General features: G+C 38.5%; 25 protein-coding genes, 4 pseudogenes and 1 riboswitch. Of the genes and pseudogenes, 5 read left to right on the top strand and 24 right to left on the bottom strand.

Annotation, left to right across the window (positions count from 1 at the left end):
• Nucleotides 1-121 precede the first annotated feature (121 nt).
• Genes HT688_RS07000 through HT688_RS06990 form a run of 3 tightly spaced genes read right to left on the bottom strand, consistent with a single transcriptional unit; the run spans nt 122 to nt 1,914 of the window.
• The gene (locus HT688_RS07000) at nt 122-763 is read right to left on the bottom strand and encodes an SdpI family protein (protein WP_079247579.1); all 642 of its coding nucleotides are present in this window, start codon (nt 761-763) and stop codon (nt 122-124) included.
• Nucleotides 744-1,031: an autorepressor SdpR family transcription factor gene (locus HT688_RS06995; protein ID WP_050222921.1), complete on the bottom strand. Its 288-nt coding sequence runs from the start codon at nt 1,029-1,031 to the stop codon at nt 744-746. Before HT688_RS06995 ends, HT688_RS07000 begins: the two co-directional genes overlap by 20 nt.
• The gene (locus HT688_RS06990) at nt 1,015-1,914 is read right to left on the bottom strand and encodes a CPBP family intramembrane glutamic endopeptidase (protein ID WP_101514727.1); all 900 of its coding nucleotides are present in this window, start codon (nt 1,912-1,914) and stop codon (nt 1,015-1,017) included. The genes HT688_RS06995 and HT688_RS06990 overlap by 17 nt, the downstream gene beginning before the upstream one ends.
• Nucleotides 1,915-2,133: 219 nt before the next feature.
• Between HT688_RS06990 and HT688_RS06985 the strand changes: the two genes are divergently transcribed.
• The 4 genes from HT688_RS06985 to HT688_RS06970 all read left to right on the top strand — a co-directional run bounded on the left by HT688_RS06985 (nt 2,134) and on the right by HT688_RS06970 (nt 5,655).
• Nucleotides 2,134-2,961, top strand: coding sequence for an exodeoxyribonuclease III (locus HT688_RS06985; protein WP_172923676.1), 828 nt, complete (start codon nt 2,134-2,136; stop codon nt 2,959-2,961).
• Nucleotides 2,962-2,972: 11 nt separating this feature from the next.
• Complete coding sequence (locus HT688_RS06980; RefSeq protein ID WP_000386216.1) at nt 2,973-3,359, top strand: bleomycin resistance protein; 387 nt, start codon at nt 2,973-2,975, stop codon at nt 3,357-3,359.
• A gap of 233 nt (nt 3,360-3,592) precedes the next feature.
• A riboswitch (purine riboswitch) is annotated at nt 3,593-3,688 on the top strand.
• Between the two features lie 123 nt (nt 3,689-3,811).
• Nucleotides 3,812-4,393: a xanthine phosphoribosyltransferase gene (locus HT688_RS06975; protein ID WP_000770400.1), complete on the top strand. Its 582-nt coding sequence runs from the start codon at nt 3,812-3,814 to the stop codon at nt 4,391-4,393.
• Nucleotides 4,393-5,655, top strand: coding sequence for a nucleobase:cation symporter-2 family protein (locus tag HT688_RS06970; protein WP_023940821.1), 1,263 nt, complete (start codon nt 4,393-4,395; stop codon nt 5,653-5,655). Before HT688_RS06975 ends, HT688_RS06970 begins: the two co-directional genes overlap by 1 nt.
• 55 nt (nt 5,656-5,710) lie before the next feature.
• Here the strand turns inward: HT688_RS06970 and HT688_RS06965 are convergent.
• A pseudogene (locus tag HT688_RS06965) lies at nt 5,711-7,201 on the bottom strand (Sau3AI family type II restriction endonuclease).
• A gap of 117 nt (nt 7,202-7,318) precedes the next feature.
• Here HT688_RS06965 and dcm point away from each other — a divergent pair.
• Complete coding sequence (gene dcm, locus HT688_RS06960; protein ID WP_000865858.1) at nt 7,319-8,584, top strand: DNA cytosine methyltransferase; 1,266 nt, start codon at nt 7,319-7,321, stop codon at nt 8,582-8,584.
• 63 nt (nt 8,585-8,647) lie between these two features.
• Here the strand turns inward: dcm and HT688_RS11795 are convergent.
• The 20 genes and pseudogenes from HT688_RS11795 to HT688_RS06860 all read right to left on the bottom strand — a co-directional run.
• A pseudogene (locus tag HT688_RS11795) lies at nt 8,648-9,028 on the bottom strand (DpnD/PcfM family protein); the annotation flags it as partial.
• Nucleotides 9,024-9,786: pseudogene (locus HT688_RS06950) on the bottom strand (DpnI domain-containing protein). The pseudogenes HT688_RS11795 and HT688_RS06950, both read right to left, overlap by 5 nt.
• A 139-nt stretch (nt 9,787-9,925) precedes the next feature.
• Nucleotides 9,926-10,264, bottom strand: a pseudogene (locus HT688_RS11790) (hypothetical protein); the annotation flags it as partial.
• A gap of 256 nt (nt 10,265-10,520) precedes the next feature.
• Nucleotides 10,521-10,871: a 30S ribosome-binding factor RbfA gene (gene rbfA / locus HT688_RS06940; protein WP_172923674.1), complete on the bottom strand. Its 351-nt coding sequence runs from the start codon at nt 10,869-10,871 to the stop codon at nt 10,521-10,523.
• Between the two features lie 165 nt (nt 10,872-11,036).
• Nucleotides 11,037-13,865 carry a translation initiation factor IF-2 gene (gene infB / locus HT688_RS06935; RefSeq protein ID WP_172923673.1) on the bottom strand — a complete coding sequence of 943 codons (2,829 nt, stop codon included), beginning with the start codon at nt 13,863-13,865 and terminating at the stop codon, nt 11,037-11,039.
• 16 nt (nt 13,866-13,881) lie between these two features.
• Complete coding sequence (locus tag HT688_RS06930; protein ID WP_101514479.1) at nt 13,882-14,181, bottom strand: YlxQ-related RNA-binding protein; 300 nt, start codon at nt 14,179-14,181, stop codon at nt 13,882-13,884.
• Nucleotides 14,174-14,467 carry an RNase P modulator RnpM gene (gene rnpM, locus HT688_RS06925; RefSeq protein ID WP_000857562.1) on the bottom strand — a complete coding sequence of 98 codons (294 nt, stop codon included), beginning with the start codon at nt 14,465-14,467 and terminating at the stop codon, nt 14,174-14,176. Before rnpM ends, HT688_RS06930 begins: the two co-directional genes overlap by 8 nt.
• Before the next feature lie 21 nt (nt 14,468-14,488).
• Nucleotides 14,489-15,625, bottom strand: a complete 1,137-nt coding sequence (nusA, locus tag HT688_RS06920) for a transcription termination factor NusA (RefSeq protein ID WP_172922070.1) — start codon at nt 15,623-15,625, stop codon at nt 14,489-14,491.
• Between the two features lie 43 nt (nt 15,626-15,668).
• Nucleotides 15,669-16,148, bottom strand: a complete 480-nt coding sequence (gene rimP, locus HT688_RS06915) for a ribosome maturation factor RimP (protein ID WP_001808916.1) — start codon at nt 16,146-16,148, stop codon at nt 15,669-15,671.
• A gap of 125 nt (nt 16,149-16,273) precedes the next feature.
• Entirely contained in the window at nt 16,274-16,909 is a 636-nt protein-coding gene (trmB, locus tag HT688_RS06910; protein ID WP_023938706.1) for a tRNA (guanosine(46)-N7)-methyltransferase TrmB, read from the bottom strand.
• Nucleotides 16,906-17,700 (bottom strand): cell cycle regulator CcrZ, encoded by a 795-nt coding sequence (gene ccrZ / locus HT688_RS06905; protein ID WP_016399198.1) that lies wholly within the window; start codon nt 17,698-17,700, stop codon nt 16,906-16,908. Before ccrZ ends, trmB begins: the two co-directional genes overlap by 4 nt.
• Nucleotides 17,701-17,861: 161 nt before the next feature.
• Nucleotides 17,862-18,473, bottom strand: a complete 612-nt coding sequence (locus HT688_RS06900) for a CPBP family intramembrane glutamic endopeptidase (protein ID WP_023938707.1) — start codon at nt 18,471-18,473, stop codon at nt 17,862-17,864.
• Between the two features lie 29 nt (nt 18,474-18,502).
• Nucleotides 18,503-18,751 carry an immunity protein BlpZ gene (gene blpZ, locus HT688_RS06895; RefSeq protein WP_172923672.1) on the bottom strand — a complete coding sequence of 83 codons (249 nt, stop codon included), beginning with the start codon at nt 18,749-18,751 and terminating at the stop codon, nt 18,503-18,505.
• 40 nt (nt 18,752-18,791) lie between these two features.
• Complete coding sequence (locus tag HT688_RS06890) at nt 18,792-19,481, bottom strand: CPBP family intramembrane glutamic endopeptidase (RefSeq protein WP_023938710.1); 690 nt, start codon at nt 19,479-19,481, stop codon at nt 18,792-18,794.
• A gap of 51 nt (nt 19,482-19,532) precedes the next feature.
• Complete coding sequence (locus tag HT688_RS06885) at nt 19,533-19,916, bottom strand: immunity protein (protein ID WP_165778272.1); 384 nt, start codon at nt 19,914-19,916, stop codon at nt 19,533-19,535.
• Between the two features lie 625 nt (nt 19,917-20,541).
• Nucleotides 20,542-20,946, bottom strand: a complete 405-nt coding sequence (locus HT688_RS06880) for an immunity protein (protein WP_101514701.1) — start codon at nt 20,944-20,946, stop codon at nt 20,542-20,544.
• Nucleotides 20,943-21,107, bottom strand: coding sequence for a hypothetical protein (locus HT688_RS06875; protein WP_049511538.1), 165 nt, complete (start codon nt 21,105-21,107; stop codon nt 20,943-20,945). The genes HT688_RS06880 and HT688_RS06875 overlap by 4 nt, the downstream gene beginning before the upstream one ends.
• Nucleotides 21,108-21,393: 286 nt before the next feature.
• Entirely contained in the window at nt 21,394-21,513 is a 120-nt protein-coding gene (locus HT688_RS06870; protein ID WP_101514702.1) for a PncF family bacteriocin immunity protein, read from the bottom strand.
• A 703-nt stretch (nt 21,514-22,216) separates the two neighbouring features.
• Nucleotides 22,217-23,566, bottom strand: a complete 1,350-nt coding sequence (locus tag HT688_RS06865; protein ID WP_101514704.1) for a sensor histidine kinase — start codon at nt 23,564-23,566, stop codon at nt 22,217-22,219.
• Nucleotides 23,567-23,579: 13 nt separating this feature from the next.
• Complete coding sequence (locus HT688_RS06860; protein WP_001219132.1) at nt 23,580-24,317, bottom strand: response regulator transcription factor; 738 nt, start codon at nt 24,315-24,317, stop codon at nt 23,580-23,582.
• Nucleotides 24,318-24,320: the final 3 nt, after the last annotated feature.

The following is a 24,320-nucleotide window of genomic DNA, read 5'->3' as shown; positions in this document are numbered from 1 at the left end:
TTCACGCCTTTTCATAAAATCATTCTTCATTATAAATGAAAGAGGGTGATTTTTCAAACCATACGTTGGGGAAACAGACATATCAGACCAACTTCTCAAACTAATGACTCCAGTAGCTATTTCAAGATTCTAATTTTGATAATTGATAAGAATAGACACTAGGAATTATCACTACAAAGAAAAGTGTCAAGAAGAATACCCAGTAAACATATAGTTGCACAAAGGAATTTAGAAACAATAACAATCCTCCGAATACCCAAATTTTCCCAGCTAGGCGATGCGTTTTTCTCCAGTTTTTATCATTCTCCAAGGTCCACGGAAGTCGAATACCGATTATATAATTTCGGTGTGTTTTTGGTAGATAATTTCCAATTACGATCATCACGACTCCCATAAAAATCTGAGCTAGAATCCCGCTCATCATGGAATAACCCAAAGATTCTCCGAAGATAGAAATCATTAATAGACAAGATACAAAAGGAATAATCCAGTAAATCAAAACTTGTATTTTTGAACTGATATTGCTAGATTTAGGATCCTTAATCATTAAAAATAGAAGCAACCAATGCATCAAAAGCATGAGAGTCGGTAATCCAAAGATAGCAGACATTTTATGATTGTAGCCATCTGCTTGACCTAGTAGATTAAAATGAGTGGGTATCTCCTCTGGTAATTGATTCCAGAAAACACAACCTACAAGGGAAGGTAGTAGGATGAGAATGCTCGTAAATAATACCAATTTCTTATTGATTTTTATCTTCATCAAAATGATCTCCTTTCAGATCTGCTAACCAAACCATTATATCCTCTAAAACCGATGTATTTAACTCATAATAAATAAAGTTTTTTTCTTTCATTTCATGAATCAAATCCGCTGCTTTCAAAATCGTGAGATGGTGTGAAATAGTTGCACTAGTCAACTCGAATTGACTGGCAATTTCTCCTGCAGGTAATCTACCTGTTTTGAGTAAATTCAAAATCTCTCTCCTAACTGAATGAGATAAGGCTTTAAAGCTATTTGCAAAACTCATAATGCCTCCTTTCCCTTTGTAATATTAGTAGGGCTAGGACTAAGCAAGGTAGAACTGATAGCATTCCTGTCGGTGATGGGTCTAAAATCAAGAGGCTTGAAACTTTTTCTCCTGGTAATTGAAAGAGTAACCCAATACCTGCAGTTGCATTGATTGCCCCATGAAATAGGACTGAAGCCCAGATAGAGCCTGTCTTTTCCAACAACCAGCTTAACAATATTCCTAGGCTAAAACAAAATAGAAACATGGCGACAACTCCTAAAACGGGATAAGAAAAATAAGATAGTCCATAATTATAGCCTTGCAAATTGATTGGTAGATGCCAAAGACTCCAAATGAGACCAAGCAAGACATGAGTCTGGACTCTTGAAAAGCGTCCTCTTAGCACTGGGTAAAGATAGCCACGCCAACCAATTTCCTCCCCTAATGCAAAGAAACTATTAAGAAAAGGAGCGTAAGTCAAACTAGCTAGGATTTGAATCAAAGCCAAGAAAGATAAGGGAATGGCTGATTGAGAGACACCTTTTTCTTGTAAAATAGCTTGAATAGATTCAAAACCAAGGCTGAAATTGCTAGGAAATACAAGAAAATAAAGTCCCGCTCCTAAAAAACTGATAACTGCTGGTAACCAGATAGCTAGTAAGTAAAAGCGCCAGTTCCTCTTGAGATTCACGGCTAATTTAGATTTGATTCCACTAGGTTGATTCGTGATTTTCCCTAAGAGAAAGACTGCAAGCGCAGGCATCCACATGGCTACAATACTAGCAAGTTGACTCCATGGAGAATTTAGACCAACACCACCTATCCATAGTGCCAACCATATTATCCAAGCAAGGGCATAAGCCAAGACCACAAAAAGAAGGATTGTTCTCTTATTTGACATATATGTAACTTCACTTTCTATTTAGATATTTTTCTAAATAACATTATACACCTTTCTATTCTAAACACAAGAGCTATTTAGATTTTTTTCTAAATAGTTTAGGGAATTTTTATTTTCTCAGGATAAAGTCTAAAGAGTGATTTTTCAAACCATACGTTGGGGAAATAGACCTTTTTTTGGTATAATAAAATCTATAATCTGAATGAAAAAGGTAACTTTATGAAACTTATCTCATGGAATATTGATTCCCTAAACGCTGCCCTAACTAGTGATTCAGCTCGTGCCAAATTGTCCCAAGAAGTCCTACAAACCTTGGTCGCTGAAAATGCTGATATTATCGCTATCCAAGAAACCAAGCTTTCTGCCAAAGGGCCTACAAAGAAACACTTGGAAATTTTAGAAGAACTCTTCCCAGGCTACGAAAACACGTGGCGCTCTTCTCAAGAACCTGCCCGCAAAGGCTATGCTGGTACTATGTTCCTCTATAAGAAAGAACTCACACCTACTATCACTTTCCCAGAAATCGGTGCCCCTTCTACCATGGACTTGGAAGGCCGCATCATCACTTTGGAATTTGATAAATTTTTCGTGACCCAGGTTTACACACCAAATGCTGGTGATGGTCTCAAACGCTTGGAAGAACGCCAAGTCTGGGATGTCAAATATGCTGAGTACTTGGCTGAACTAGACAAAGAAAAACCAGTTCTTGCGACCGGTGATTACAACGTTGCCCACAATGAAATCGACCTTGCAAATCCTGCTAGCAACCGCCGTTCACCAGGATTTACCGACGAGGAACGTGCTGGATTTACCAACCTTTTGGCAACTGGATTTACAGACACCTTCCGCCATGTTCACGGCGATGTTCCTGAACGCTACACTTGGTGGGCACAACGCAGCAAGACTTCTAAAATCAACAATACAGGCTGGAGAATCGACTACTGGCTCACAAGTAACCGCATCTCTGACAAGGTGACCAAGTCTGATATGATCGACTCAGGAGCTCGTCAAGACCATACACCGATTGTCTTGGAGATTGAACTCTAAGGAGAAAACGAATGGACTATCAAGCTGTCATTCCTGAATTTGTAGTATCTGACATCGAAAAATCACGTCACTTCTACTGCGACCTGCTAGGATTCTCTGTCGAATACGAGCGTCCCGAGGAGAAATTTCTCTTCCTCTCGCTTGAAGACTGCCAACTTATGCTAGAAGAAGGCAGCGCAGAAGAATTAGCTCAGCTGACCTATCCTTTCGGGCGCGGTGTCAATATTTCCTTTGGCATTGCAGATGTTCCTCAGCTCCACCAAAAACTGCTGGAAGCTGACTATCCTATCCATCGTCCCCTGACAAAAAGAGAATTTCGAGTAGGAGATAGCTTTATATATCCCCATGAATTTGCGATTTTGGATCCAGATGGCTATTTTTTAAGATTTAGCGAGTAGAATAATAAAGATTGGGAAAAAGTCTTTAAAGTTAGAAAGAGGCATATTGTCAGGTATTTAAAAACCTAATAATATGCCCTTTTATGATGGAAAAACCTTCTAAATGTTAGTCAATAAGTTAATTCTTGCCCATTTTTATTATATTTGTTCGTTTTTTAAACCAAAACACTAACAAAACAGTTGATTTCTAAAGTTATTTAGTGTAAAATAAAAACATTGGCTCAAGCCTATTTGAAATTGAATATCATGTTACTTGTTTATGTCGTGAATTGGCACGACGTTTCTACAAGGTGCCGGAACACCTAACAATAAGTAAGTTAACTTGGAGATATGGCCGTTTTTGCCATGCCTATTTTGGGGACTTACTTAGGGATTAAGTAGATCCTTTTTCTATTTCTTGCTGGAAACTATAAACAAGCAAATGGATTGGCTTTTAGACTTTAGGAGGTCTTATGAAATTATTAGAAGAGCGCATCCTCAAGGATGGGCATATCTTGGGTGACAACATCCTCAAGGTGGATTCCTTTTTAACCCACCAAGTTGACTTTAGCTTGATGCGAGAGATTGGTAAGGTTTTTGCGGAAAAATTTGCTGCTGCTGGCATTACTAAGGTTGTGACCATTGAAGCGTCAGGCATTGCCCCAGCCCTTTTTACAGCTGAATCCTTAAACATTCCCATGATTTTCGCTAAAAAAGCTAAAAACATCACTATGAATGAAGGCATCTTAACTGCCCAAGTCTACTCCTTTACCAAGCAGGTAACCAGCACCGTTTCTATCGCTGGAAAATTCCTCTCACCAGAGGACAAGGTATTGATTATCGACGATTTCCTTGCTAACGGCCAAGCTGCTAAAGGCTTGATTCAGATCATCGAACAGGCTGGAGCCACAGTCGAAGCTATCGGTATCGTAATTGAAAAATCTTTCCAAGATGGCCGTGATTTGCTTGAAAAAGCAGGTTACCCTGTTCTATCACTCGCTCGTTTGGATCGTTTTGAAAATGGTCAAGTCGTATTTAAGGAGGCAGATCTCTAATGCAAACTCAAGAAAAACATTCGCAAGCAGCCGTTCTTGGCTTGCAGCACTTACTAGCCATGTACTCAGGATCTATCCTGGTTCCCATCATGATTGCGACAGCCCTTGGCTATTCAACTGAGCAGTTGACCTACCTGATTTCCACAGATATCTTCATGTGTGGTGTGGCAACCTTCCTCCAACTCCAACTCAACAAATACTTTGGGATTGGGCTACCAGTCGTTCTTGGGGTTGCCTTCCAGTCGGTAGCTCCCTTGATTATGATTGGGCAAAGCCATGGTAGTGGCGCTATGTTTGGTGCCCTTATCGCATCAGGGATTTACGTGGTTCTTGTTTCAGGTATCTTCTCAAAAGTAGCCAATCTCTTCCCATCTATCGTAACAGGATCTGTTATTACCACGATTGGTTTAACCTTGATCCCTGTCGCTATTGGAAATATGGGAAATAACGTTCCAGAACCAACTGGTCAAAGTCTCTTGCTTGCAGCTATTACTGTTCTGATTATCCTCTTGATCAACATCTTTACCAAAGGATTTATCAAGTCTATCTCTATTTTGATTGGTCTGGTTGTTGGAACCGCCATTGCTGCTAGCATGGGTTTGGTGGACTTCTCTCCTGTTGCGTCAGCACCACTTGTCCATGTCCCAACTCCACTCTACTTTGGGATGCCAACCTTTGAAATCTCATCTATTGTCATGATGTGTATCATCGCAACGGTGTCTATGGTTGAGTCGACTGGTGTTTACCTAGCCTTGTCTGATATCACGAAAGATCCAATCGACAGCACGCGCCTGCGCAACGGTTACCGCGCAGAAGGTTTGGCCGTACTTCTCGGAGGAATCTTTAACACCTTCCCTTACACCGGATTTTCACAAAACGTTGGTTTGGTTAAATTATCAGGTATCAAGACTCGCCTGCCAATCTACTACGCAGCTGGTTTCCTGGTTCTCCTTGGACTCCTTCCTAAGTTTGGTGCCCTTGCTCAAATCATTCCGAGCCCTGTCCTCGGTGGTGCCATGCTGGTGATGTTTGGTTTTGTATCCATTCAAGGGATGCAAATCCTCGCTCGTGTTGACTTTGCTAACAATGAACATAACTTCCTTATCGCAGCTGTTTCAATCGCTGCAGGTGTCGGACTCAACAACAGTAATCTCTTTGTCAGCATGCCGACAGCCTTCCAAATGTTCTTCTCAAACGGAATCGTCGTAGCCAGCCTACTCGCCATTGTCCTCAATGCCGTATTAAATCATAAAAAGAAATAAGAAAAAGAGGTGTGAGCCTCTTTTTTTGTTTATCACAAATTGATTATAAATACTATCAATCCCAATTCCCATCTAATATTTCTTTTATAAACTTCTTAGGCATCCAAAAGGAGTGTTTTGTAATCCTACGTCCATCTGGAAGTTCATCTGTATCAGATAATGAGCCTTTCCCAACAAATTTTCCTTTTTCAATTTCATAGTAAGCATTGGTAGCATGTAATTTCGTAAATAGAATTCTATTTATCTTACTTTGAGGGAAATTAGTTGAAACTTTATTACCATTTTGAGTTAATTTAACTCCGTCAGAAATAATTTGTCTAGTTTCCTGCCACACTCTTTGGATTTCTTCTAATTGTCTATCCTGAAATCCCCAAAATTTGATAGAATCTAATACAAATAGCTTAGGTTCAATTTCCTTAAAAATAACGAAAAGGAATCGTTTATTATAAATTTCATTATAAACATGTGATGATTCCTAACTATCTGTTGCTGCTAATTCTTTAAAACAATAAGTTTTAAATGGAGAGTCTTCCTTAGGTAAATTATTCTTATCTACTCGAATAACTCTCAAATTCATGTTTGCTTTTTGAAATTCTTTGGTCTTATCCAAATCCCCTGTCAAGCCTAAAATTTTTCTAATCAGAGTACTATTCTTACCTTTTGCCTTGGGATTCACTTCAAATCTATCATATAACTTTTGTTCAGAGAAACCTTTGTAGGAAAGAATCTTCTCTGCAATAACCTCAGTAAATGACTTTTTTTCACCCCTAAAATTAGCCAAAACACTTTCTTGATCTGATTGGTTAAAAATTTTATGATTAATCAGATAGGTCATATAACTTGATTTTAATTCCCAAGCTCTTTGTTTTGCTAATTCATGACTAAATGGTTGCTGTCTTAAATCCTTTCCTTTACCTGCACCTTTTGTACAAGTTGATAAATAGTTTCCATCTGATTCTGATAATTCATGTGCCCTTCCATTTTTGATTTTATCTATAATCTTCTGATAGTCTTCAAGGATGACTGCCATATCCTCCTCAAACCATTCATATAAAAATATTTTTTCAATGACATAGTCCTTCATTGTTTGATTGGGAATTAAGCCATTGTAAAACAATAACAAAATCTTTGCACATTTTTTCCATAAATGAGTGGAGTAAAAATCCTCTAAATTTTCCTCCATATAGTTTAGTATTGTTAATACAAGTCGTTCTTTTGCACTAAGTGTCCCATTTTTGTTTATCTTAAAAGGAGTAACTTTTAACTCTACACCTATTTTTTCAAAGTCAGCTTCCGAGTCACTATTTGGCTGGTAACCATAGAAATATTTTTCAATATAATTTCCATACTGCCCTTTTGACTTCATACTAATTGCTTTATCTTGTACCTCAGAGACTACTCTATCATTATAATCGTCATATGATTTATAAAGCGAACGATTATACTCTTCCATAACATCGGAAAATTTTCTATTTAATAGTTTATGAGAATATTCAATAACACTATCGATATCTTCATCGTTATAGTTAAATAAGTTTTGATCCATTTTCTTCTCCTATCTTTTATATTATATCAAATTAAACTAAAGCAAACATTAATACTTGATCAATCATTGAAAATAGTATATAATGGATTAAACTGTAAAAAAAATGAAGGAGAAAAGATGAAAGTTCTCGAACTATTTGCTGGAGTTGGCGGTTTTCGGATAGGATTAGAAAATGCCGATAAGCAACTCTTTAAAACAAAATGGGCAAACCAATGGGAACCATCTCGTAAATCTCAAGACGCATTTGAGGTCTATGATTATCACTTCCCCAATAGCGAAAACATCAATATTAGTATCTCTGATGTAACAGACGAACAATTTTCCAAAATGGATGCCGATATGATTGTCGGTGGTTTTCCTTGCCAAGATTACTCTGTTGCGCGTAGCAAGAAAGATGAAAAAGGTATTGAAGGAAAAAAAGGAGTTTTATTTTGGGAAATCATTAGAGCAACTGAAATCATTAAACCCAAATACTTAATTCTGGAAAACGTGGATAGGCTTTTAAAAGCGCCCTCAAAACAGAGAGGACGTGATTTTGCAATCATGCTAACAGCTTTTAATAACCTTGGATATTCTGTAGAGTGGAGAGTTATTAATGCTGCTGAGTATGGAAGAAGCCAACGAAGACGTCGTGTATTCTTTTTCGTATATCGAAATGATACAGTCTTTGCCCAAAAAAATGACAATCTTTACGAAAAAAATGAAGAAATCTTTGAAGATAATAGGTATGATGACTATATTTTCAATCAAGGTCTATTTGCAAAACAATTTCCTATTAAACCTATAGCAGTTAAAAATCGTCATGTGTTTTATGAGTTACCAAATGATATAGTTGAAGTTTCAGATACTTTTACTGGTACTGTTTGGAATACAGGAATTATGAGACATGGAAAATACTATTCTATTGATACAGAACCTAATTACAATGGCAATCCTATCACTCTAGGAGAAATTCTTCAAGATGAGTCTGAAGTACCTGAAAAATATTTTTTAACTGATCAGTCAAAATTGGAAAAATTTCAATATCTTAGAGGACCTAAGAAAATTGAACGAACATCCTCTGACGGACATCAATACATCTATTCAGAAGGAGGAATGTCCCCTTATGATGATTTAAACCTTCCAGGACGAACAATGCTTACATCCGAAGGAACAGTTAATCGTTCCACACATTTATTATTTGTAAACAATAAATATAGATTAATTACACCCATTGAAGCTGAACGCCTTCAGGATTTCCCAGATGATTGGACAGCTAAAAAGAAATTGTTAGATGGATCTATTGTAGAGGTATCTGATAAAATGAGAATGTTTTTTATGGGAAATGCTTTGGTTACTGAGATTGTAAAAGAAATTGCTAAATTTATTAAAAAAATTGATTAATTTATCTGAAACTAAAAAAGAGGTGCGAGCCTCTTTTTTGTGTGACAAAATAAAAACATCTATCTAATCATATATGCTAGTGTCATAGTTCTGAAAATCATCTGAATCAAGAACAATTTCACAACTCTTATACTTTTCTCTTACAAGTCGTTCGGCTTCATCTGGATTTTCAGCCTCTATACTTACTAAACGTGATAAAGTTTCTGTAATTTCTACTGTATACTTTTTCAGTTTTAAATTGCTTTCCAATCATTCACTTATTAGCAATAATCTATATAGTTTTGGGCTTTCCAACCACTCTGGTAATTCATCTCCATATTCCCAGCTATATTTTTTATTCAATAAAAAAAGTTGTTTCTCATCACCAAACTCCATATTTTCAGACAACCACCTCACACAATCAGGGTCTGATAAAGTATAAACCATTACACATAAGTTTTCATAATTTCCGATACTTTCCTCTACCTTTAAATTCTATTATTTCTTTGTCTCTTAATATTTGAAGCTGTTGCCTAATCTTTTCTTTGATATGATTGTTCTTAACAAAGATATTTTTTAGGTCACTTTCAAAACGATACATATCTTCAAGGGTAAATTCTGAACCCTCTATCTTATCTATACAATTTAGAATTTCTATTGTCCAACCTCTTACTGAAAGAGAGTTCTTCCTTAAAAATAAACTTTGCTTAAATTCTTTTGTAACTTTTTCTGGATCTCTAACTTGTCCATTTTTCACAAAAAATATTCTTCCTTTAGAAAGTACTTGTGATAAATCAATGTTACAACCAATCCAACCTGCTCGTCTAGCAGTTGGCGCAAGTGGCTTCCTTTGAATAATTGATTTCGGTGTAACAAATTGCTTCGGAAGGACAAGAAAATTATTTACCTCAAAATTTTTTGTATAAGTTAAAAAAGAAATTAGAATTATTATCTACCTGCACACGCTCCATCATCGTTGCATAAGCACCATCATTGATTGTTGATGAAAAATTTCCTTTTTTGCTCTTTAGTTCAAACTCCTCACTACAATGATTACAGTAAAAATCTGCTACAGGTCTATTATTTTCAAAATGATTTAAAGGATTTTTCCCACAATTAGGGCAATAAGACTGACGATAAACCCAATCCTCCATTAAGATACGTGCCTTCTGACTATTACTTTTATAGGTTTCTACTAGTTCTAAATTAAATTGTAATTCCATTTAAAAATTCCTCACTAATATGAGAATTCACTCGATATAAGCAATTAAAATCTACTATAACTAGTATACCACATATATGTACCTATTACATTTGTATTTCATCATTCTCTTTTATATTTCCTTCTCACATATCTCATAAAATATACCCTAGTTCTTGAGCTAATTTTAAAGAAAAAGCATAAAATTGAGCTATATTCGCTGGTATGGTAATTGCCATGGCAAGTCCACCTGGTAATCCTGCAACAACAGAAGTCCCACTCGCTAATAAAACATTATCCCTAATACAGACATTAGCCACTCGATCTAAGATTTCTTAAGATAAGAGAGACGTTGGGCCTTGTTCTAATAAGGTAGGAATGTCCTGTGAATCTAATTCTTTGGAAAACTTATCCACTAAAAACTTCGAACGATTAACCTTAACAACAGGTAGTTTCACCACTTGTTGCAATACTTGCATAGCTAAGTCTTGTTCAGCCATATAAATACCTCTTTCTCTTGTATCTTTATCTCATAATATCACACTATCTAAATTTTATAAATCTTTTTAATAATTTTTAATACTCTTCGAAAATCAAATTCAAACTACGTCAGCTTCACCTTGCCCTACTCCAGTACAGCCTGCGGCTAGTTTCCTAGTTTGCTCTTTGATTTTCATTGAGTATAAGTCTAGAAAGATTCCCCCATCATGTTTTATTGCCTTTTTCTCCACCAAAAAAGAGGGTTGCCCCTCTTCTTTAGTTCTTATCCAGATTGCGTAGCATCTCGTCAATCTTGTTTCCATACTCGATGGACTCGTCTTTGACGAAGGTCAAATCTGGGATTTTGTACAATTTCAAATTGCGACCAAGTTCACGTTTGATGGTACCAGTTGCTTTTTCAAGCCCGATTTGGACTTTTTGGATATCCGAAGCAAGGTTACTCAAAATGGTGTAATAAACCTTGGCAACAGACAAGTCACGCAGCATCTGAACATCTGTGATGGTCACACCTTGGACACGTGGATCACGGACTTTCTTTTGCAAAATCTCATTGACTTCACGCTTGATTTCCATGCCCACACGATCTGTACGGAAATGATTTGCCATGATATTCCTTTCTCTACTTTGAACCAAAAGCTAGGCCAGCAGACCTAGCTATTTTTATTAGATAGAGGAACTAGAGCCATTTGAATCTAGGAAACAAGCCTTAGATAGAACTGAAGTTCATCAAGGCGCTGTTGACGACGAGTCAAATGAGCTATCGTTTCTCTATTATCTCTTGATTTCTTCCATGACATAGGCCTCAATCACATCATCCATCTTAATATCATTGTAGCCGTCGATCATCATTCCACCTTCACGGCCGTTTGTAACTTCCTTAACGTCGTCTTTATAGTGTTTCAAGCTTGCGAGTTCACCATCATAGATAACGACACCATCACGGATAACACGGACTTTAGAGTCACGGGCAACCTTACCGTTGATAACCATAAATCCACCGATAGTTCCCACTTTAGACACCTTGAAGGTTTCACGAATAACTGCTTCACCGATAACTTTTTCTTCGAATTCTGGATCAAGCATCCCTTTCATGGCTTCTTCCATCTCTTCGATAACCTTATAGATAATGCTGTGGAGACGAATTTCCACATCGTCAGCTTCTGCTTGTTGACGAGCTTGTGGTGTAGGGCGTACGTTGAAACCAACGATAAAGGCATTTGAAGCTTCGGCAAGGGTCACGTCAGATTCATTGATAGCACCGACCGCTGAGTGGACGATGGTCACTTTGACACCTTCCACATCGATTTTCTGAAGTGATGCAGAAAGGGCTTCAACAGAACCTTGTACGTCAGCCTTAATGATAACGTTAACAGACTTGAGTTCACCAGCTTTAAGGGTATCAAAGAGGTTTTCAAGGCTAACACGTTGGGTAGCTTGACGTTGTTTCATGAGGGCACGTTTGGCACGCTCTTCACCTGCTGCACGCGCAGATTTTTCATCTTCGTAGACAGCAAAGTGGTCACCCGCCATTGGCGCTTCGTTCAAACCTGTGATTGAAACTGGCGTTGATGGACCTGCTACCTTAACACGACGACCAAGGTCATTGGTCATAGCACGGACACGACCGAAGGTATTTCCGACAACGATTGGGTCTTGAACATTCAAGGTACCTTGTTGAACAAGAAGGGTTGCGACCGCACCTTTTCCTTTATCCAAGCGCGCTTCGATAACTGTACCGATCGCACGCACTGTTGGGTCTGCCTTGAGTTCTTGAATTTCAGCTACAAGAAGGACTGTTTCCAACAATTCTTCGATGTTTTGGTTGAATTTAGCTGAGATTTCAACAAATTCAGAATCTCCACCCCAAGCAGTTGACATAACTCCATGCTCTGCCAATTCACCGATAACGCGTTCTGGGTTAGCACCTGGTTTATCAATCTTGTTGATAGCTACGATGATTGGAACATTGGCCGCTTTTGAGTGGTTGATGGCTTCGATAGTCTGAGGCATAACCCCGTCATCTGCCGCTACGACCAAAATCGTAATATCGGTAACAGAAGCACCACGCGCACGCATAGATGTAAAGGCCGCGTGTCCCGGTGTATCAAGGAAAGTAATCTTCTTGCCATTTTCCACGATTTGGTAGGCACCGATATGCTGAGTGATACCACCTGCTTCACCTGTCGCAACACGAGAATTACGAAGGGTATCTAGGAGTGTTGTTTTACCGTGGTCAACGTGTCCCATGATAGTTACAACTGGTGGACGCTCAACCAATTCATTTTCATTGAGATAACCATCTTCGACAAAGAAACGTTCGATGTCAGCATTATCCACTTCAACCTTTTGTTTGGCTTCGATACCGTAATCCACCATGAGGAGTTCGATGGTTTCCCCATCCAAGGATTGGTTTTGTGTGGCCATGACACCCATCATAAAGAGTTTCTTAACGATTTCAGCTGGTTCACGTTTGATACGTTTTGCGATTTCCGCAACGGTCATACCATCTGTATATTCAAATTCTGTTGGCAATTCATGGAATTTACGCTCCGTAACAGGTTTTGGAGTCTGATTACGGTTGTTCTTGTTATTGCCTTTTTTGTTCTTTTTGTTATTCCAGTTACTATTTCTTTGATTTCTCACTTGATTTTGACTACTTCGATTCTTTTGTTGTTTTCTAGGACCATCTTCTTCGTGATCGAAATCATCACGTTCTTTGTCTGGTCGAGCTTGTTTTTTACGACGTGTATCCACTGCAGGTTCTTTTTTCTCAGGGACGACTTCAACCACTGCTTGAACTTGCTGTGCTTGTTGCGCTTGTTCAGCTAACTTAGCCGCTTCTTCAAAGATTTCCTCTGGTTCCTTGCGTTTGTTAGCTTGAGCCAAGGCTTCTTTAGCAGCCTGATACTGCTTGAAGCGTTCCTCGCTTGAACGTGCGTACTCTGCATTTTGCTCTGCTTTTAGGGCTGCTGCACGGGCTTTAAAATCAATGCGTGGAGCCGCTTGATTTGGACGTTTGTCCTCTTGCTGACGACGATCGTTTCCACGATTTTGCTGACCTTGTTTTCCACCATTGCGACCGTCGTTTTTCTGACGGTTGCCGTTTTGTTGTTGGTCACGGTTATTGCCCTTATTTTGCTTGCGTCGTTCTGCCTGCTCTTTAGCACGTGCTTCACGCTCAGCCTTGAAATTACGGCTTTGCGGTTTAGCTGCTACTTTTTCTGCCTTCGGAGCGACTGGCTCAGCTGGTTTTGCCTCTTCCTTGGCTACAGCTGGTTTTACTGGTTCAGACTTTTCGGCTTTCTTTTCTGCACTTGCTTTTGGGGCTGCAGGTTTTGCCTCTTCCTTAGCTACAGCTGGTTTAGCTGGCTCAGATTTTTCGGCTTTCTTTTCTGCACTTGCTTTTGGTGCTGCAGGTTTTGCTTCTACTTTCGGAGCAGCTGCAGGCTTAAAGCTGGCAGCGATTTTTGCAGCGACAGCTTCTTCCACACTTGATGAGTGGCTTTTCACATCCAAGCCCAACTCTTTTGCACGCGCTACAACTTCTTTACTTTCTTTTCCAAGTTCTTTTGCGATTTCGTACAATCTTTTCTTAGACAAATCATGTCCTCCTCTTCTATTCCATAAGAGACCTCATTTTCTTTGTAAATCCAGCATCTGTCACAGTCAAAACCTTTCTTGATTTACCGACTGCTATGCTTAATTCCAGTGTTGAAAACACGGTTACAATTTCTACTTGATAATAATGACTTTTATCTTGAATCTTCTTGGTCAGATTGGGTCCAGCATCATGAGCTAGAAAGACCAACTTGGCCTTGCCGTCTTGAATGGCCTTGACCACCAATTCTTCACCCGATATAATCCGCCCTGCTCTCTGAGCAAGTCCCAAGAGATTGCTTATCTTTTGCTTATTCAAGTCCTAACTCTCTTCTTTTCACTTTGTGATCCACATAAGCGATCAACTCGTCATAAAAGCTTTCTTCCACTTCCATGCTAAAGCTACGGTTAAAGACCTTCTTCTTTTTCGCCTCTAGGGCTTCTGCATTGTCTAGTTTGATATAAGCACCACGGCCATTGGCCTTGCCTGTCGGATCGATAAAGACTTGTCCTTCCTTGTTCTTGACAATGCGGAGCAAATCACGCTTATCAATCACTTCATTGGACACGACAGACTTGCGCAAAGGGATTTTTCTCGTTTTCATCTTTCCCTCCTCTAGCAGCTTTTATTCTTCTACAGTATCGTTTTCTACTTCCAACTCTACTGAAGCAGCGTCTTCCATGGCTTCAAATTCGCTAGCAGATTTGATATCGATACGGTAACCAGTCAAGTGAGCCGCCAAGCGCACGTTTTGTCCACGACGACCAATAGCAAGAGAAAGCTTGTTATCTGGAACAACCACCAAGGCATGTTTGCTGTCGTTTTCATCAAAGATAACTTGGTCAACTTCAGCAGGAGCGATAGCATTGTAGATAAATTCAGCTGGATCTGCTACCCACTCGATAACGTCGATGTTTTCTTCGATTGGTACCATGCGGTCATTCTTAGCATCGTAGCGAGCTGGGTGGAATTTGCTAGTAATCTTCTTGATATTAGCACCACCACGTCCAACGATTGTACCGATAGCATCCACGTTTGGATTGTGGCTACGAACGGCAACCTTGGTACGGTCACCAGCTTCACGAGCCACGCTCATGATTTCAACAGTTCCGTCATAGACCTCAGGAATTTCTTGCTCCATCAAGCGTTTGATCATTTCTGGATGGCTACGGCTAACAAAGACATTGACACCGCGAGGGTTATCTTCAACCTTGTAGACATAAACTTCAATACGATCATGAGAAGCAAAAACTTCTCCAGGGATTTGGTCTTGTTTTGACAATTGGGCTTCGATGCTGCCAAGGTTGACATAGATGAAGCGGTTGTCAAAGCGTTCTACAGTACCAGACATGATTTCTTGTTCATGCTCTTTGTAAGTATTGTAAGTGATGGCACGTGTTTGCTTGCGCATTTTTTCCATGATAGTTTGTTTGGCAGATTGGGCTGCTACACGACCAAACTCAGCAGGCGCTTCTTCAAACTTGATTTTATCACCAAGTTCATAGGCTGAATTGATGGCAAGAGCATCTTTCAAGCTGATTTCCAAACGGCTATCAAATACTTCATCAACAACTTCACGGACAGTGTAAACGGTAAAGTCACCTGTTTTTTCGTTAAAGTCAATGGCTACGCTGTCTGATTGACCATAGCGTCTGCGATAAGCGGAACGAAGCGACTCTACTACTGCGTCGATGATATCTTCTTTTTTGATTCCCTTGTCTTCTTCCAAAATGCGGAAGGCCTCTAGCATTTCTTTACTCATGTTTTCTTCACTTTTGAATCCTCAAAAGCTATCCTTTCTTTTTCTATAATTTAACTGCTAAACGTGCTTTTGATACTAAACTGTATGGAATTTGGACAGTTTTCTTACGTGTCTTGTCCATATATTCCATAGTCAACTCGTCCTCTTCGAAGGCCAACAAGGTTCCTTCAAAGACCTTTTGCTTATCGATGGCTTGGTAGAGTCCGACATGGATGTATTTCCCAACCGCTCCAGCGACGGCATCTTTGGTTTTCAAAGGACGTTCCAAGCCTGGACTGGTAATTTCTAGGAAATATTGTTCTGGGAAGGGATCTGGCTTGATGGTGTCTAGGACAGGACTGATCATTTCTGTCAAGTCTGCCGTGTCGTTCAAGGTAATTCCTTCAGGTTTATCTACAAAAATACTGAGAATCATGTCACTGCCAATCTTTCCATACTCGATATCCACGAGTTCGAAAGGTGCTTCTATGACAGGTTCTACAACTTCTCTGACTAATTCTACGATTGTTGCGATTGCGTCCACCTCCTCATAAGCAAGAGGCGAAGATATTTCCCCGCCTCACTTTTCATATTCTTACTATCAGTATAGCACGTTTGCCAACTTATGTAAAGCAAAAGCACTTATACAGCCTGATTTTAGGCTATTTCTTAAAATTCTGCCTCAACTCGGTAGATAACTTGCCCCTTGTTGGAGAATTTTTGCTCGTATTCTGTCATGACATTGCCTTCAAAATCACTGGCATGTAAATCTAACCAGACACCATTGAGTTTCATGCCATACTGAGAAAAGCTCACTAGGCTGTACTCAAACAAGCCACGGTTATCCGTCTTGAAATGAATTTCTCCATTTTCAGGCAAGATACGTTTGAAGGTATCCAAGAAGGTCTTGTAGGTCAAACGACGCTTTTCATGGCGTTTTTTCGGCCAAGGATCTGAAAAGTTCAGATACAAGCGATCAATCTCACCGTCTTCAAAGTAGTCAGTCAAGTCAGAACCATCTACCCACAAGAGCTTGATGTTAGGCACTCCAACTTCAAGAACCTTGTCCAAAGCGTAGCTCAAAACAGACTTTTGAATATCAATCCCGATATAGTTGATGTCAAGGTTCTGCTTGGCCATCCCTGAAACAAAGGCACCCTTTCCACTTCCAACTTCCACATGAATGGGATTATCATTGCCAAACAAGTCCCGCCATTTTCCCTTGGCTTCTAAAGGATTGAGGACCACATACTGGGGATTTGCCTCTAGTAATTCTGTCGCCCCTTTACGATTTCTAACTCTCATCTTCTCTTTCCATACTTGTCTCGGAAGTGACGCAAGCCATGAATCTCCCGATTGACATTTTCTAAATCTTGGTTCATATAATACTTGGAAATCTGGCTCAAATAAGACAATTGACCATACCAATACAATTTACTTAATACCGTTTGATTGTACTTGTAACCGTAGTAGGTCAACCATTCCTTCCACTGATGTTCTGGAATATAATGGCAGAGCATATGGGCCACATCAAACATGCGGTCGGTCAAACGAACCGAATCCCAATCCACCAAATAAATCAAGCCACTGTCTGTCTCAATCCAATTACTATGTCGTACATCTCCATGGACAATGGTCGCATGGTCCTCTCTAAATCCTGGAATAGTCTGACGTAAATCAGCCATCACTTCACTGATAAAATGATTTTTACGCAAAGCATCTGGAGCCGTTTCTTGCCAAGACTGCAGTAAATCTACAGGCGTTTCCATGGCATATCCCAAACGACTCAACTGTGTCATCAACGGACGTGAGCGATGAAGGCGGGTTAAAATATTGACGATTTGCTTACGATTCATATCATAGGGGGTCAATATCTTGCCTGTCAACCATTCTTGAGCACACATATCACGCCCATCTGCCAAACGGCGACTCCATAATAATTGTGGAGCAATTTGTTCTCTAGCTAGACCAGGTAGGATTGGAGAGGTGTTCATTTTTACAAAGATGCGCTTCCCATCAGGATAGCTACCCATATAAGCTTTGCCACTTTTCCCAGGTATGGGAGTCAGTGTTAGCTCATTATCACCCAAATCCATTTCTTTCCTCCGTATAAAGTTTCCTTACTATTCTACTAGTTTTTGGCCTATTCGTCAACCGCTCCACGCCCGATTCTCAAAGAAAAGCATCTGGATTGGCTTGGGTATCATTATAGAAAGAAAAAGGCAAGCACCGTCTTCTGCTTACCTTTTCATAATTTTTATAAATAATATAAGAGTGGCCAACTGTTGTAAAACATGTGGACTAGAGTAGAAACCCATAAGTTTTGGCTCTTTTTATAAGCAAAGCCCAGCAACAAGCCCCCAAGTAGATAAAAAATAAACGAAGGGACATTAGAAGGTCCATGCATAAAAGAAAAGAGAGAGGAAGTTAGCACAAGCCCTAACCAAGAGTTGTCAAAAACCGCACCTTGAAGAAGTCCTCTGAAAATGAGTTCCTCCTGGATGGGGCCAAAAACTGAGGTAGTCAAAATCAAAGACAGAGAAATTCCTCTGCTGACTTCCGCCAAGTGTTGAACTCCTGCGCCAGAAGAAACAGCAAAGAAATGAATATAAACCAGCGTCTCAAGCACACTTAGAAGAAAGATTGCAATGAAAAGTAAAAGTTGTTTCCTGCTTAACATCCCAAAAGAAATCATTTCAAACTTTCTAGCATAAGCAACACTCAGCGAGGTTACTAGAAGACTTACAATAATCAATTCAGATTCATTTTGAAAAAAATCCCCATGGTTAATCGTATAAGGAACTGTAATGACGATTAGTAGTACTAAAAATCCAAAACACAAGGCATGAAATTTATCAAAAAACTCCATCAAATTATCCTCCTCACCAAACAGACTTCCTACGCGTCATCCTTTAGCTCTAACCTTTCCAAAACAAACCATTTGAGTAACCAAAATCCGACCACATAGCCAGCCCCTAAGAAGATAGCCATTAAAGCTAGCATGGGATTCAGGAAATAAAAGACCACCACAGATACAAAGGTTAGCACAAAAACATTAAAGGCAATGGTGTCAGAAGCCAAGTCTAGAATATAGGGCGTCAACCAGTCTAAGGTTTTTGAATCTAGGAAAAATAAGTGTTTACACATGATGACCTCCTCTATGGCTGAAAAGCAAGCCTTTTGTTTTTTACCCCAAGACCCTATGTAAAAAAGTCAGCAAAAATGGTAATGTTGCGAAAATATTATTGATCACATGCACCGCATAGGATGGATAAATACTCTTGGTATAGCGGGTCAAACCGGCAAAGATGATTCCAACTGTTGCAAAGATGAAAATATCTAACAGACTAGGCAGGCTTGAAAAATGAGGAAGAGCAAATAAAATTGACGGAAGAAGCAAATCAAGGCCAAATCTCGAATACTTAAAAAAGGCGTGTTGCAGTAATCCTCTATAGATCAGCTCTTCCATAAGTGGAGTCAGAAAGAACAAAGTTATATAGATACCTAGCTCGGCAAAGTTGGTCCCACTATAACCGATCAATACAGCCCAACCTTCAGCAGTTGACTGAACATGTTTAGCTGTCTGAACGTTAAAAGAGATCTGGAGCACTAGCACTAATACTGTCAAAATCGAATACCAAAGCCATTTTTTTCTCGGAATGCGAAAAAGATAGCCGTGCCCTGTCTTAAACAGAATCCAAATCATGACTCCACTAAATAGCAAACTCAAGAAATTTTGAATCCAGACGAAATTGCCAATCTGGGAAGAAAATTGCCAATAATTTTGAACAATAAGCGTCAGCCGAGAAAGACCAAATACGAAAAATAGGTAAGACAAGACTACACTTATTTTGAATAGAAGTTGATACTTTTTCATAGAAATCCTCCCCACTATGACCTCCCCTTGTCAGGCTCTACTGCTGTAAGATTAAGAAGACAGCTTGTTCTTTTTAAGGCTAACCTGACTACTAGATAATAGATACATTAAGGCATTAAAGACAATGAAAATATGTCCATAGAATAAAATCAATCTCGCATCCAAACCAAGATACAGTTTGACCATCAAAAAGATGAGCCAAAGAATTTGAAACCATAGCGTTTTTCCAAAAATAAATTTAAAGCGGTTTTGAATGTCTGCTTCCTTAATCTTTACCGCCAACCCTTTATTGGCAAGAAGGAAAATTCCTGCTTCAAATAATCCACTGTAGAGAACAATCCAACCTATCGATACATTAGAGATTTGTAAAAATGTCCCTAAAAGAATATCCAACATACTACTCAAGAAAATAACAAGAAATAATCTGTATTTCATATTAAATACCTCCATTCATTTATTTCACTAACAATTTAATAGAGCCTTCTACTCAAATATCCTGTCAGAAAAGAATAGAAAGCTACTTTTAATACTTCAAGCCCCAAATGAGCAGAAGCGTGATAAACAAGTAGAGAATACACCTATATAAGCGATTAGTTGTTGATAGAATTCTGTTTCTGAAATACCTCTATACAAACAAATAATAGACATAAAACCTGTCAAGCCGATGAACATGAGTTGATTGGTTCTAGGACTAACCAAATCATCATTTACGTATATTTAAGAGCATCTCTTTTATGTTAGTGTATATTAACACTAAAAAACAAGTTAGGCCAATAATATTTAAAATGAACAATAACGGGGTTAAGTCTCTAAAAAAATTATCCACTGACTCTACAAGAAATACTATACATATTATAGTCGAAACTATCTTTTTCTTATCCATAATTATTTACTCCTTTCCTAACAAATCCAACTTATCAATCAAGAGCGATTTTTAACAGAATGTAGCAGCACCCTTTGCAACTTTGACAATTTCAGTATAGCACTATTTGTTAAAGTTTTTCATCCAAATCTTGAATTGTCATCGAGACATCTTGAATTGTAAAAACTTCATTAGCCCCTACTTTTTATAATACTTCAAACCCCAAATGAGTAGAAGCATGATAAGCAAGCAGAGAATAGCGCCAATATAAGCGATTATTTGTTGGTAGGATTCTCCTGCTGTGATACCTCTATACAAACAAATAATAGACATAAAACCTGTCAAACCAATGAACATAAGTTGATTGGTTCTAGGACTAACCAAATCATCATCTTCAAACTCTCTTATCCTCATTTCCCTAGTGAGGTAAACAGTGACCAAAATAGAAGCCAAGTTAATAACCACTAAAAGAAATTGGAAAACCAAGGAAAAATTTAAAAACTGACGAGATAGAAATAGATAAGTAGAGACAAGCAAGGGCAACTGACCTAAGAACAATCTCGCAAGGAAGATGTTCCGTTTTTTAGCAAGAAAAGTTTTCATTTCTTTGCTCCTTTCTTTTTAGTTAAAGCAAGATAAATCATAACCGCAATCATATAGGCTATGGTATAAAATAGCTGATACCAAGCACTCTCCCTAAGCGGATATAGAAAGATGGACATGATTAGATACAAGATGAAAATGACAAGTATTTTTTTCTTCATAAGATTTCCTCCTAAATGTTTGTTGAGCTAGAACCTTTACACTATTAGTATAGCACTTATTTTGACCTTGGATCACTCAAATCACGAATGGTCATCAAAACATCTTGAATTGTAAAAAATTTAAAAAGCAAGCATGAAAAACATACTTGCCCTTTACACCATATTGATACCAACTTAATTTGTAGACTTTTCATCCTGCTATCACATATCATTTTGACAGGCGAAACAAAATTAAAGAAACTCCCCTGTAAATTAAGCTAGCAAATACAGGGGAAAAATTTATTTTTTAGGGGGTACTATCTGTATCCTTCTTTGGAGATTTTAAAAATTTTTCCCTAATTAAATAAGTAATAAAAGAAACAAACATACCAACAACAAAAGCAATAAGAAAACTTTTGAAATCCATAATTACCTCCAAGTACACAAGCTCAAGTCTTTAAGCAACCATAATAACCAATTGTAACATTGTTTTTGCATTCACGAGGAATACCTCTTTTTACTTTCGTCCTATTACAACCTTAATAAGGTTAGTATACTACTATTTTTTAAAATTTTCCATCCAAATCATAAATGGTCATCAAAACATCTTGAATTGTTAAAAAATTTAAAAAGCAAGCATGGAAAACATACTTGCCCTGGGGAAACTTGACAATGTGAAAATACAAAATAGAAAACTACTTACCCTCACTTCCGTATGTTCTCATATATTCTCATAATCGCAACAAGGATAGCAGCTGTCCCACTTGCCAAAAATAGGAGGGTAATGATAATGTTGAGAATTTCAGGCGTACTCCCTATTCTGTTGATAAGGCGGAGTAGAGATATAACTGTCAACTGAATCAGAAGTATTGACTCTACTCTTATCAATGAAGTCAGTTGGTTTTCAACTGCATATAAAAAGGCTGGTAGCAAAATACAGGCTATAGCAATCACAAACAGATTGCTCCCTGTTTCTTCTCCCTTGTTCACCACGGAAATCATGAGAAGATTCGATGCTATGATCAACGTAGAACAGATGATAAAAAAGGATTTCTTATTCATATAGGATACCTCATAAACTATAGTATTTTAATCGATGACTGCAGACAGTACTTCTTTCCACAAATCTTCTAATCATCAACCGACATCGAGTGAATCGTTAAAACCTGACGAAAGACTTGATTTTGACAGGTGGTATTTAAACTAGTATTAGGATAAGTTTCCACAAGCTTCATAACGGTATAGAGACCAACTCCTCTCTCCTCTCCTTTAGAGCTTGCTCCAAAGGAGAAGATTTCAGAAATATCTATTCTCTCTTCTTTGATGGAATTTTCGATGATGAAGGTCTCCTGTGCTCCATTTTTTAAAAAGGCGATTGAAACGTGAGGTTGACCAACCTCTACACTGGCTTCAATAGCATTGTCACAAAGGATAGACACAATGGTTAGAAAATCAAGTAGTCTCATCCCCTCGACCTGAATCTCCTCAGGAACTTCGACATTAAAGACAATATCCTTTTCTCTAGCTTTTATAAATTTTCCTGCTAGAAGACTTTTGAGGCCTTTATCACGAATATTCACCAATCGGCCCAGATCATATTTATTGTCCTGCAATTTCTGACTAGAATCCTTTAAGACCGAGTCGTAGACCTCTTTTATCTGCTCCATATCCTCCTCTTCAATACCCAGACGTAAACTGGTCAAGAGGTTGGTGTAGTCATGACGAAAACTCCGTACTTCCTTGTAAAGTTCCTCTATATGCCGACTATAGCGTTCCATATCTCTGTAGCGCAAGGCCTGCTCTTGGTTCAGTTTTTCCTGAAGTTTTTCCTTCAAATATGTATCTAGCTTCTTGACAATTCCCATAAAAAAGAGGAGGTAAAACACTAGGATGAGATGGCGAACAGTCGTTGATTGAATACCTTGTTCATATTCAAGGTAAGATAGACTTTGCATCACTAGATAATAAGCCCCCATTGCCCAGTTAATCTTAGTAAGAGACTTTTGAAAACCTGTATCTAGAAACTCCCTTCTCAATCTAGTGAAATCATAGTCTAACCATTTCAAAAAGACTAAAACTATGAAGCAAACGAATATCATAATCAATACAAAGATAGGATTGCCATCCCCATCTACAATTCCTTGCCCCAAAAATGGAAGCACAAAATAGGAAACACCTCTGTAAAAGAGCTCTACTAATATCATTGGGAAGAGACCATAAAAAATAAGGATTTTTTTAGGAAGCCCTCTTAACAATAAGAAAGATAGACCTATACCGAACAAAGGTTCTATAAAATAGGACAAATATTCACTTACATCCAAAAATTGAAAAGTCGCAAAAATGGCTCCTAGAAGAAATTTCAGAAGAAAAGCTTTGAAAATCCTCTCAAAAGTGAGACCAATTCCATCTACCTTAAAGAAAATGACAATTTCTAGTCCATTAATAACAAGCGCATACAACAATATCCAAGCAACAGCCATAATTTCTCCTTAATCAGTGTAAGTTATTGATAGCTTCAGACACTTTCCTGACCTTATAACGCGCGATTAGACAGCTTCCACCATTGGGAAAGAAAAGCAGTTTTTCTTTCTTATCTAAATGCACCACATTTGCTGGATTGATAAGAAAAGAGCGATGGCACTGCAGGAGACGAGGCTCCTGCTTGAGAATCTCCTCTAAACTCGCTGTAAATTCCAGTCTGTCCGTCTCGGTATAGAGAATAACATGATGAGATTTTGGGGACGTTTCGAGATAGTAAACCTCTTTAAAAGGATACTGGAATTGAGCAAATTTTGATTTAAAATAAAAGCAATCTTCCGCCAGACTTTTACTGTCTTGACCATTGGCATAGAGGAGGGCTGTCTCGATACGAGATTCAAACTTCTCTGCCGAAAGGGCCTTATCAATATAGTCCAAAGCAGACACTTGGTAGCGAAAGGACAGGGGCATAAACTCCGAGTGAGTCGTCACAAAGACGATCAGGGCATATGGATCCCGATCTCGAATCTTTCTAGCCACTTCTAGCCCCTTCATCTCCTCGTTTCGAATCTCAATATCCAAAAAGAATAGCTGATGTGCGCCCTTCTCATGCACCTCTGCCAGTAGCTGGTCTGGCTTACCAAAGACCTCAAAAGAGCTGGGAATGATATGATGTTCTTTCAAAAGTTTCTCAATCGTCGTTTCAATCCTAGTCTGTTGGGAAAAATCATCTTCCAAAACAAATATTCTCATCTT

The sequence above is a fragment of the Streptococcus sp. 1559 genome (genome assembly GCF_013276735.1).
GTDB classification, from domain to species: domain Bacteria; phylum Bacillota; class Bacilli; order Lactobacillales; family Streptococcaceae; genus Streptococcus; species Streptococcus pseudopneumoniae.
Note: the sequence above shows the minus strand (reverse complement) of the source record. Positions and strands in the feature narration are given on the sequence as shown.

Excerpts from the sequence above, each read along its gene's own strand:
- HT688_RS07000 (WP_079247579.1), bottom strand. The coding sequence starts at position 763 with ATGAAGATAAAAATCAATAAGAAATTGGTATTATTTACGAGCATTCTC.
- HT688_RS06995 (WP_050222921.1), bottom strand. The coding sequence starts at position 1,031 with ATGAGTTTTGCAAATAGCTTTAAAGCCTTATCTCATTCAGTTAGGAGA.
- HT688_RS06990 (WP_101514727.1), bottom strand. The coding sequence starts at position 1,914 with ATGTCAAATAAGAGAACAATCCTTCTTTTTGTGGTCTTGGCTTATGCC.
- HT688_RS06985 (WP_172923676.1), top strand. The coding sequence starts at position 2,134 with ATGAAACTTATCTCATGGAATATTGATTCCCTAAACGCTGCCCTAACT.
- HT688_RS06980 (WP_000386216.1), top strand. The coding sequence starts at position 2,973 with ATGGACTATCAAGCTGTCATTCCTGAATTTGTAGTATCTGACATCGAA.
- HT688_RS06975 (WP_000770400.1), top strand. The coding sequence starts at position 3,812 with ATGAAATTATTAGAAGAGCGCATCCTCAAGGATGGGCATATCTTGGGT.
- HT688_RS06970 (WP_023940821.1), top strand. The coding sequence starts at position 4,393 with ATGCAAACTCAAGAAAAACATTCGCAAGCAGCCGTTCTTGGCTTGCAG.
- dcm (WP_000865858.1), top strand. The coding sequence starts at position 7,319 with ATGAAAGTTCTCGAACTATTTGCTGGAGTTGGCGGTTTTCGGATAGGA.
- rbfA (WP_172923674.1), bottom strand. The coding sequence starts at position 10,871 with ATGGCAAATCATTTCCGTACAGATCGTGTGGGCATGGAAATCAAGCGT.
- rnpM (WP_000857562.1), bottom strand. The coding sequence starts at position 14,467 with ATGAAAACGAGAAAAATCCCTTTGCGCAAGTCTGTCGTGTCCAATGAA.
- nusA (WP_172922070.1), bottom strand. The coding sequence starts at position 15,625 with ATGAGTAAAGAAATGCTAGAGGCCTTCCGCATTTTGGAAGAAGACAAG.
- trmB (WP_023938706.1), bottom strand. The coding sequence starts at position 16,909 with ATGAGAGTTAGAAATCGTAAAGGGGCGACAGAATTACTAGAGGCAAAT.
- ccrZ (WP_016399198.1), bottom strand. The coding sequence starts at position 17,700 with ATGGATTTGGGTGATAATGAGCTAACACTGACTCCCATACCTGGGAAA.
- HT688_RS06900 (WP_023938707.1), bottom strand. The coding sequence starts at position 18,473 with ATGGAGTTTTTTGATAAATTTCATGCCTTGTGTTTTGGATTTTTAGTA.
- blpZ (WP_172923672.1), bottom strand. The coding sequence starts at position 18,751 with ATGTGTAAACACTTATTTTTCCTAGATTCAAAAACCTTAGACTGGTTG.
- HT688_RS06890 (WP_023938710.1), bottom strand. The coding sequence starts at position 19,481 with ATGAAAAAGTATCAACTTCTATTCAAAATAAGTGTAGTCTTGTCTTAC.
- HT688_RS06885 (WP_165778272.1), bottom strand. The coding sequence starts at position 19,916 with ATGAAATACAGATTATTTCTTGTTATTTTCTTGAGTAGTATGTTGGAT.
- HT688_RS06880 (WP_101514701.1), bottom strand. The coding sequence starts at position 20,946 with ATGAAAACTTTTCTTGCTAAAAAACGGAACATCTTCCTTGCGAGATTG.
- HT688_RS06875 (WP_049511538.1), bottom strand. The coding sequence starts at position 21,107 with ATGAAGAAAAAAATACTTGTCATTTTCATCTTGTATCTAATCATGTCC.
- HT688_RS06870 (WP_101514702.1), bottom strand. The coding sequence starts at position 21,513 with ATGGATTTCAAAAGTTTTCTTATTGCTTTTGTTGTTGGTATGTTTGTT.
- HT688_RS06865 (WP_101514704.1), bottom strand. The coding sequence starts at position 23,566 with ATGGCTGTTGCTTGGATATTGTTGTATGCGCTTGTTATTAATGGACTA.
- HT688_RS06860 (WP_001219132.1), bottom strand. The coding sequence starts at position 24,317 with ATGAGAATATTTGTTTTGGAAGATGATTTTTCCCAACAGACTAGGATT.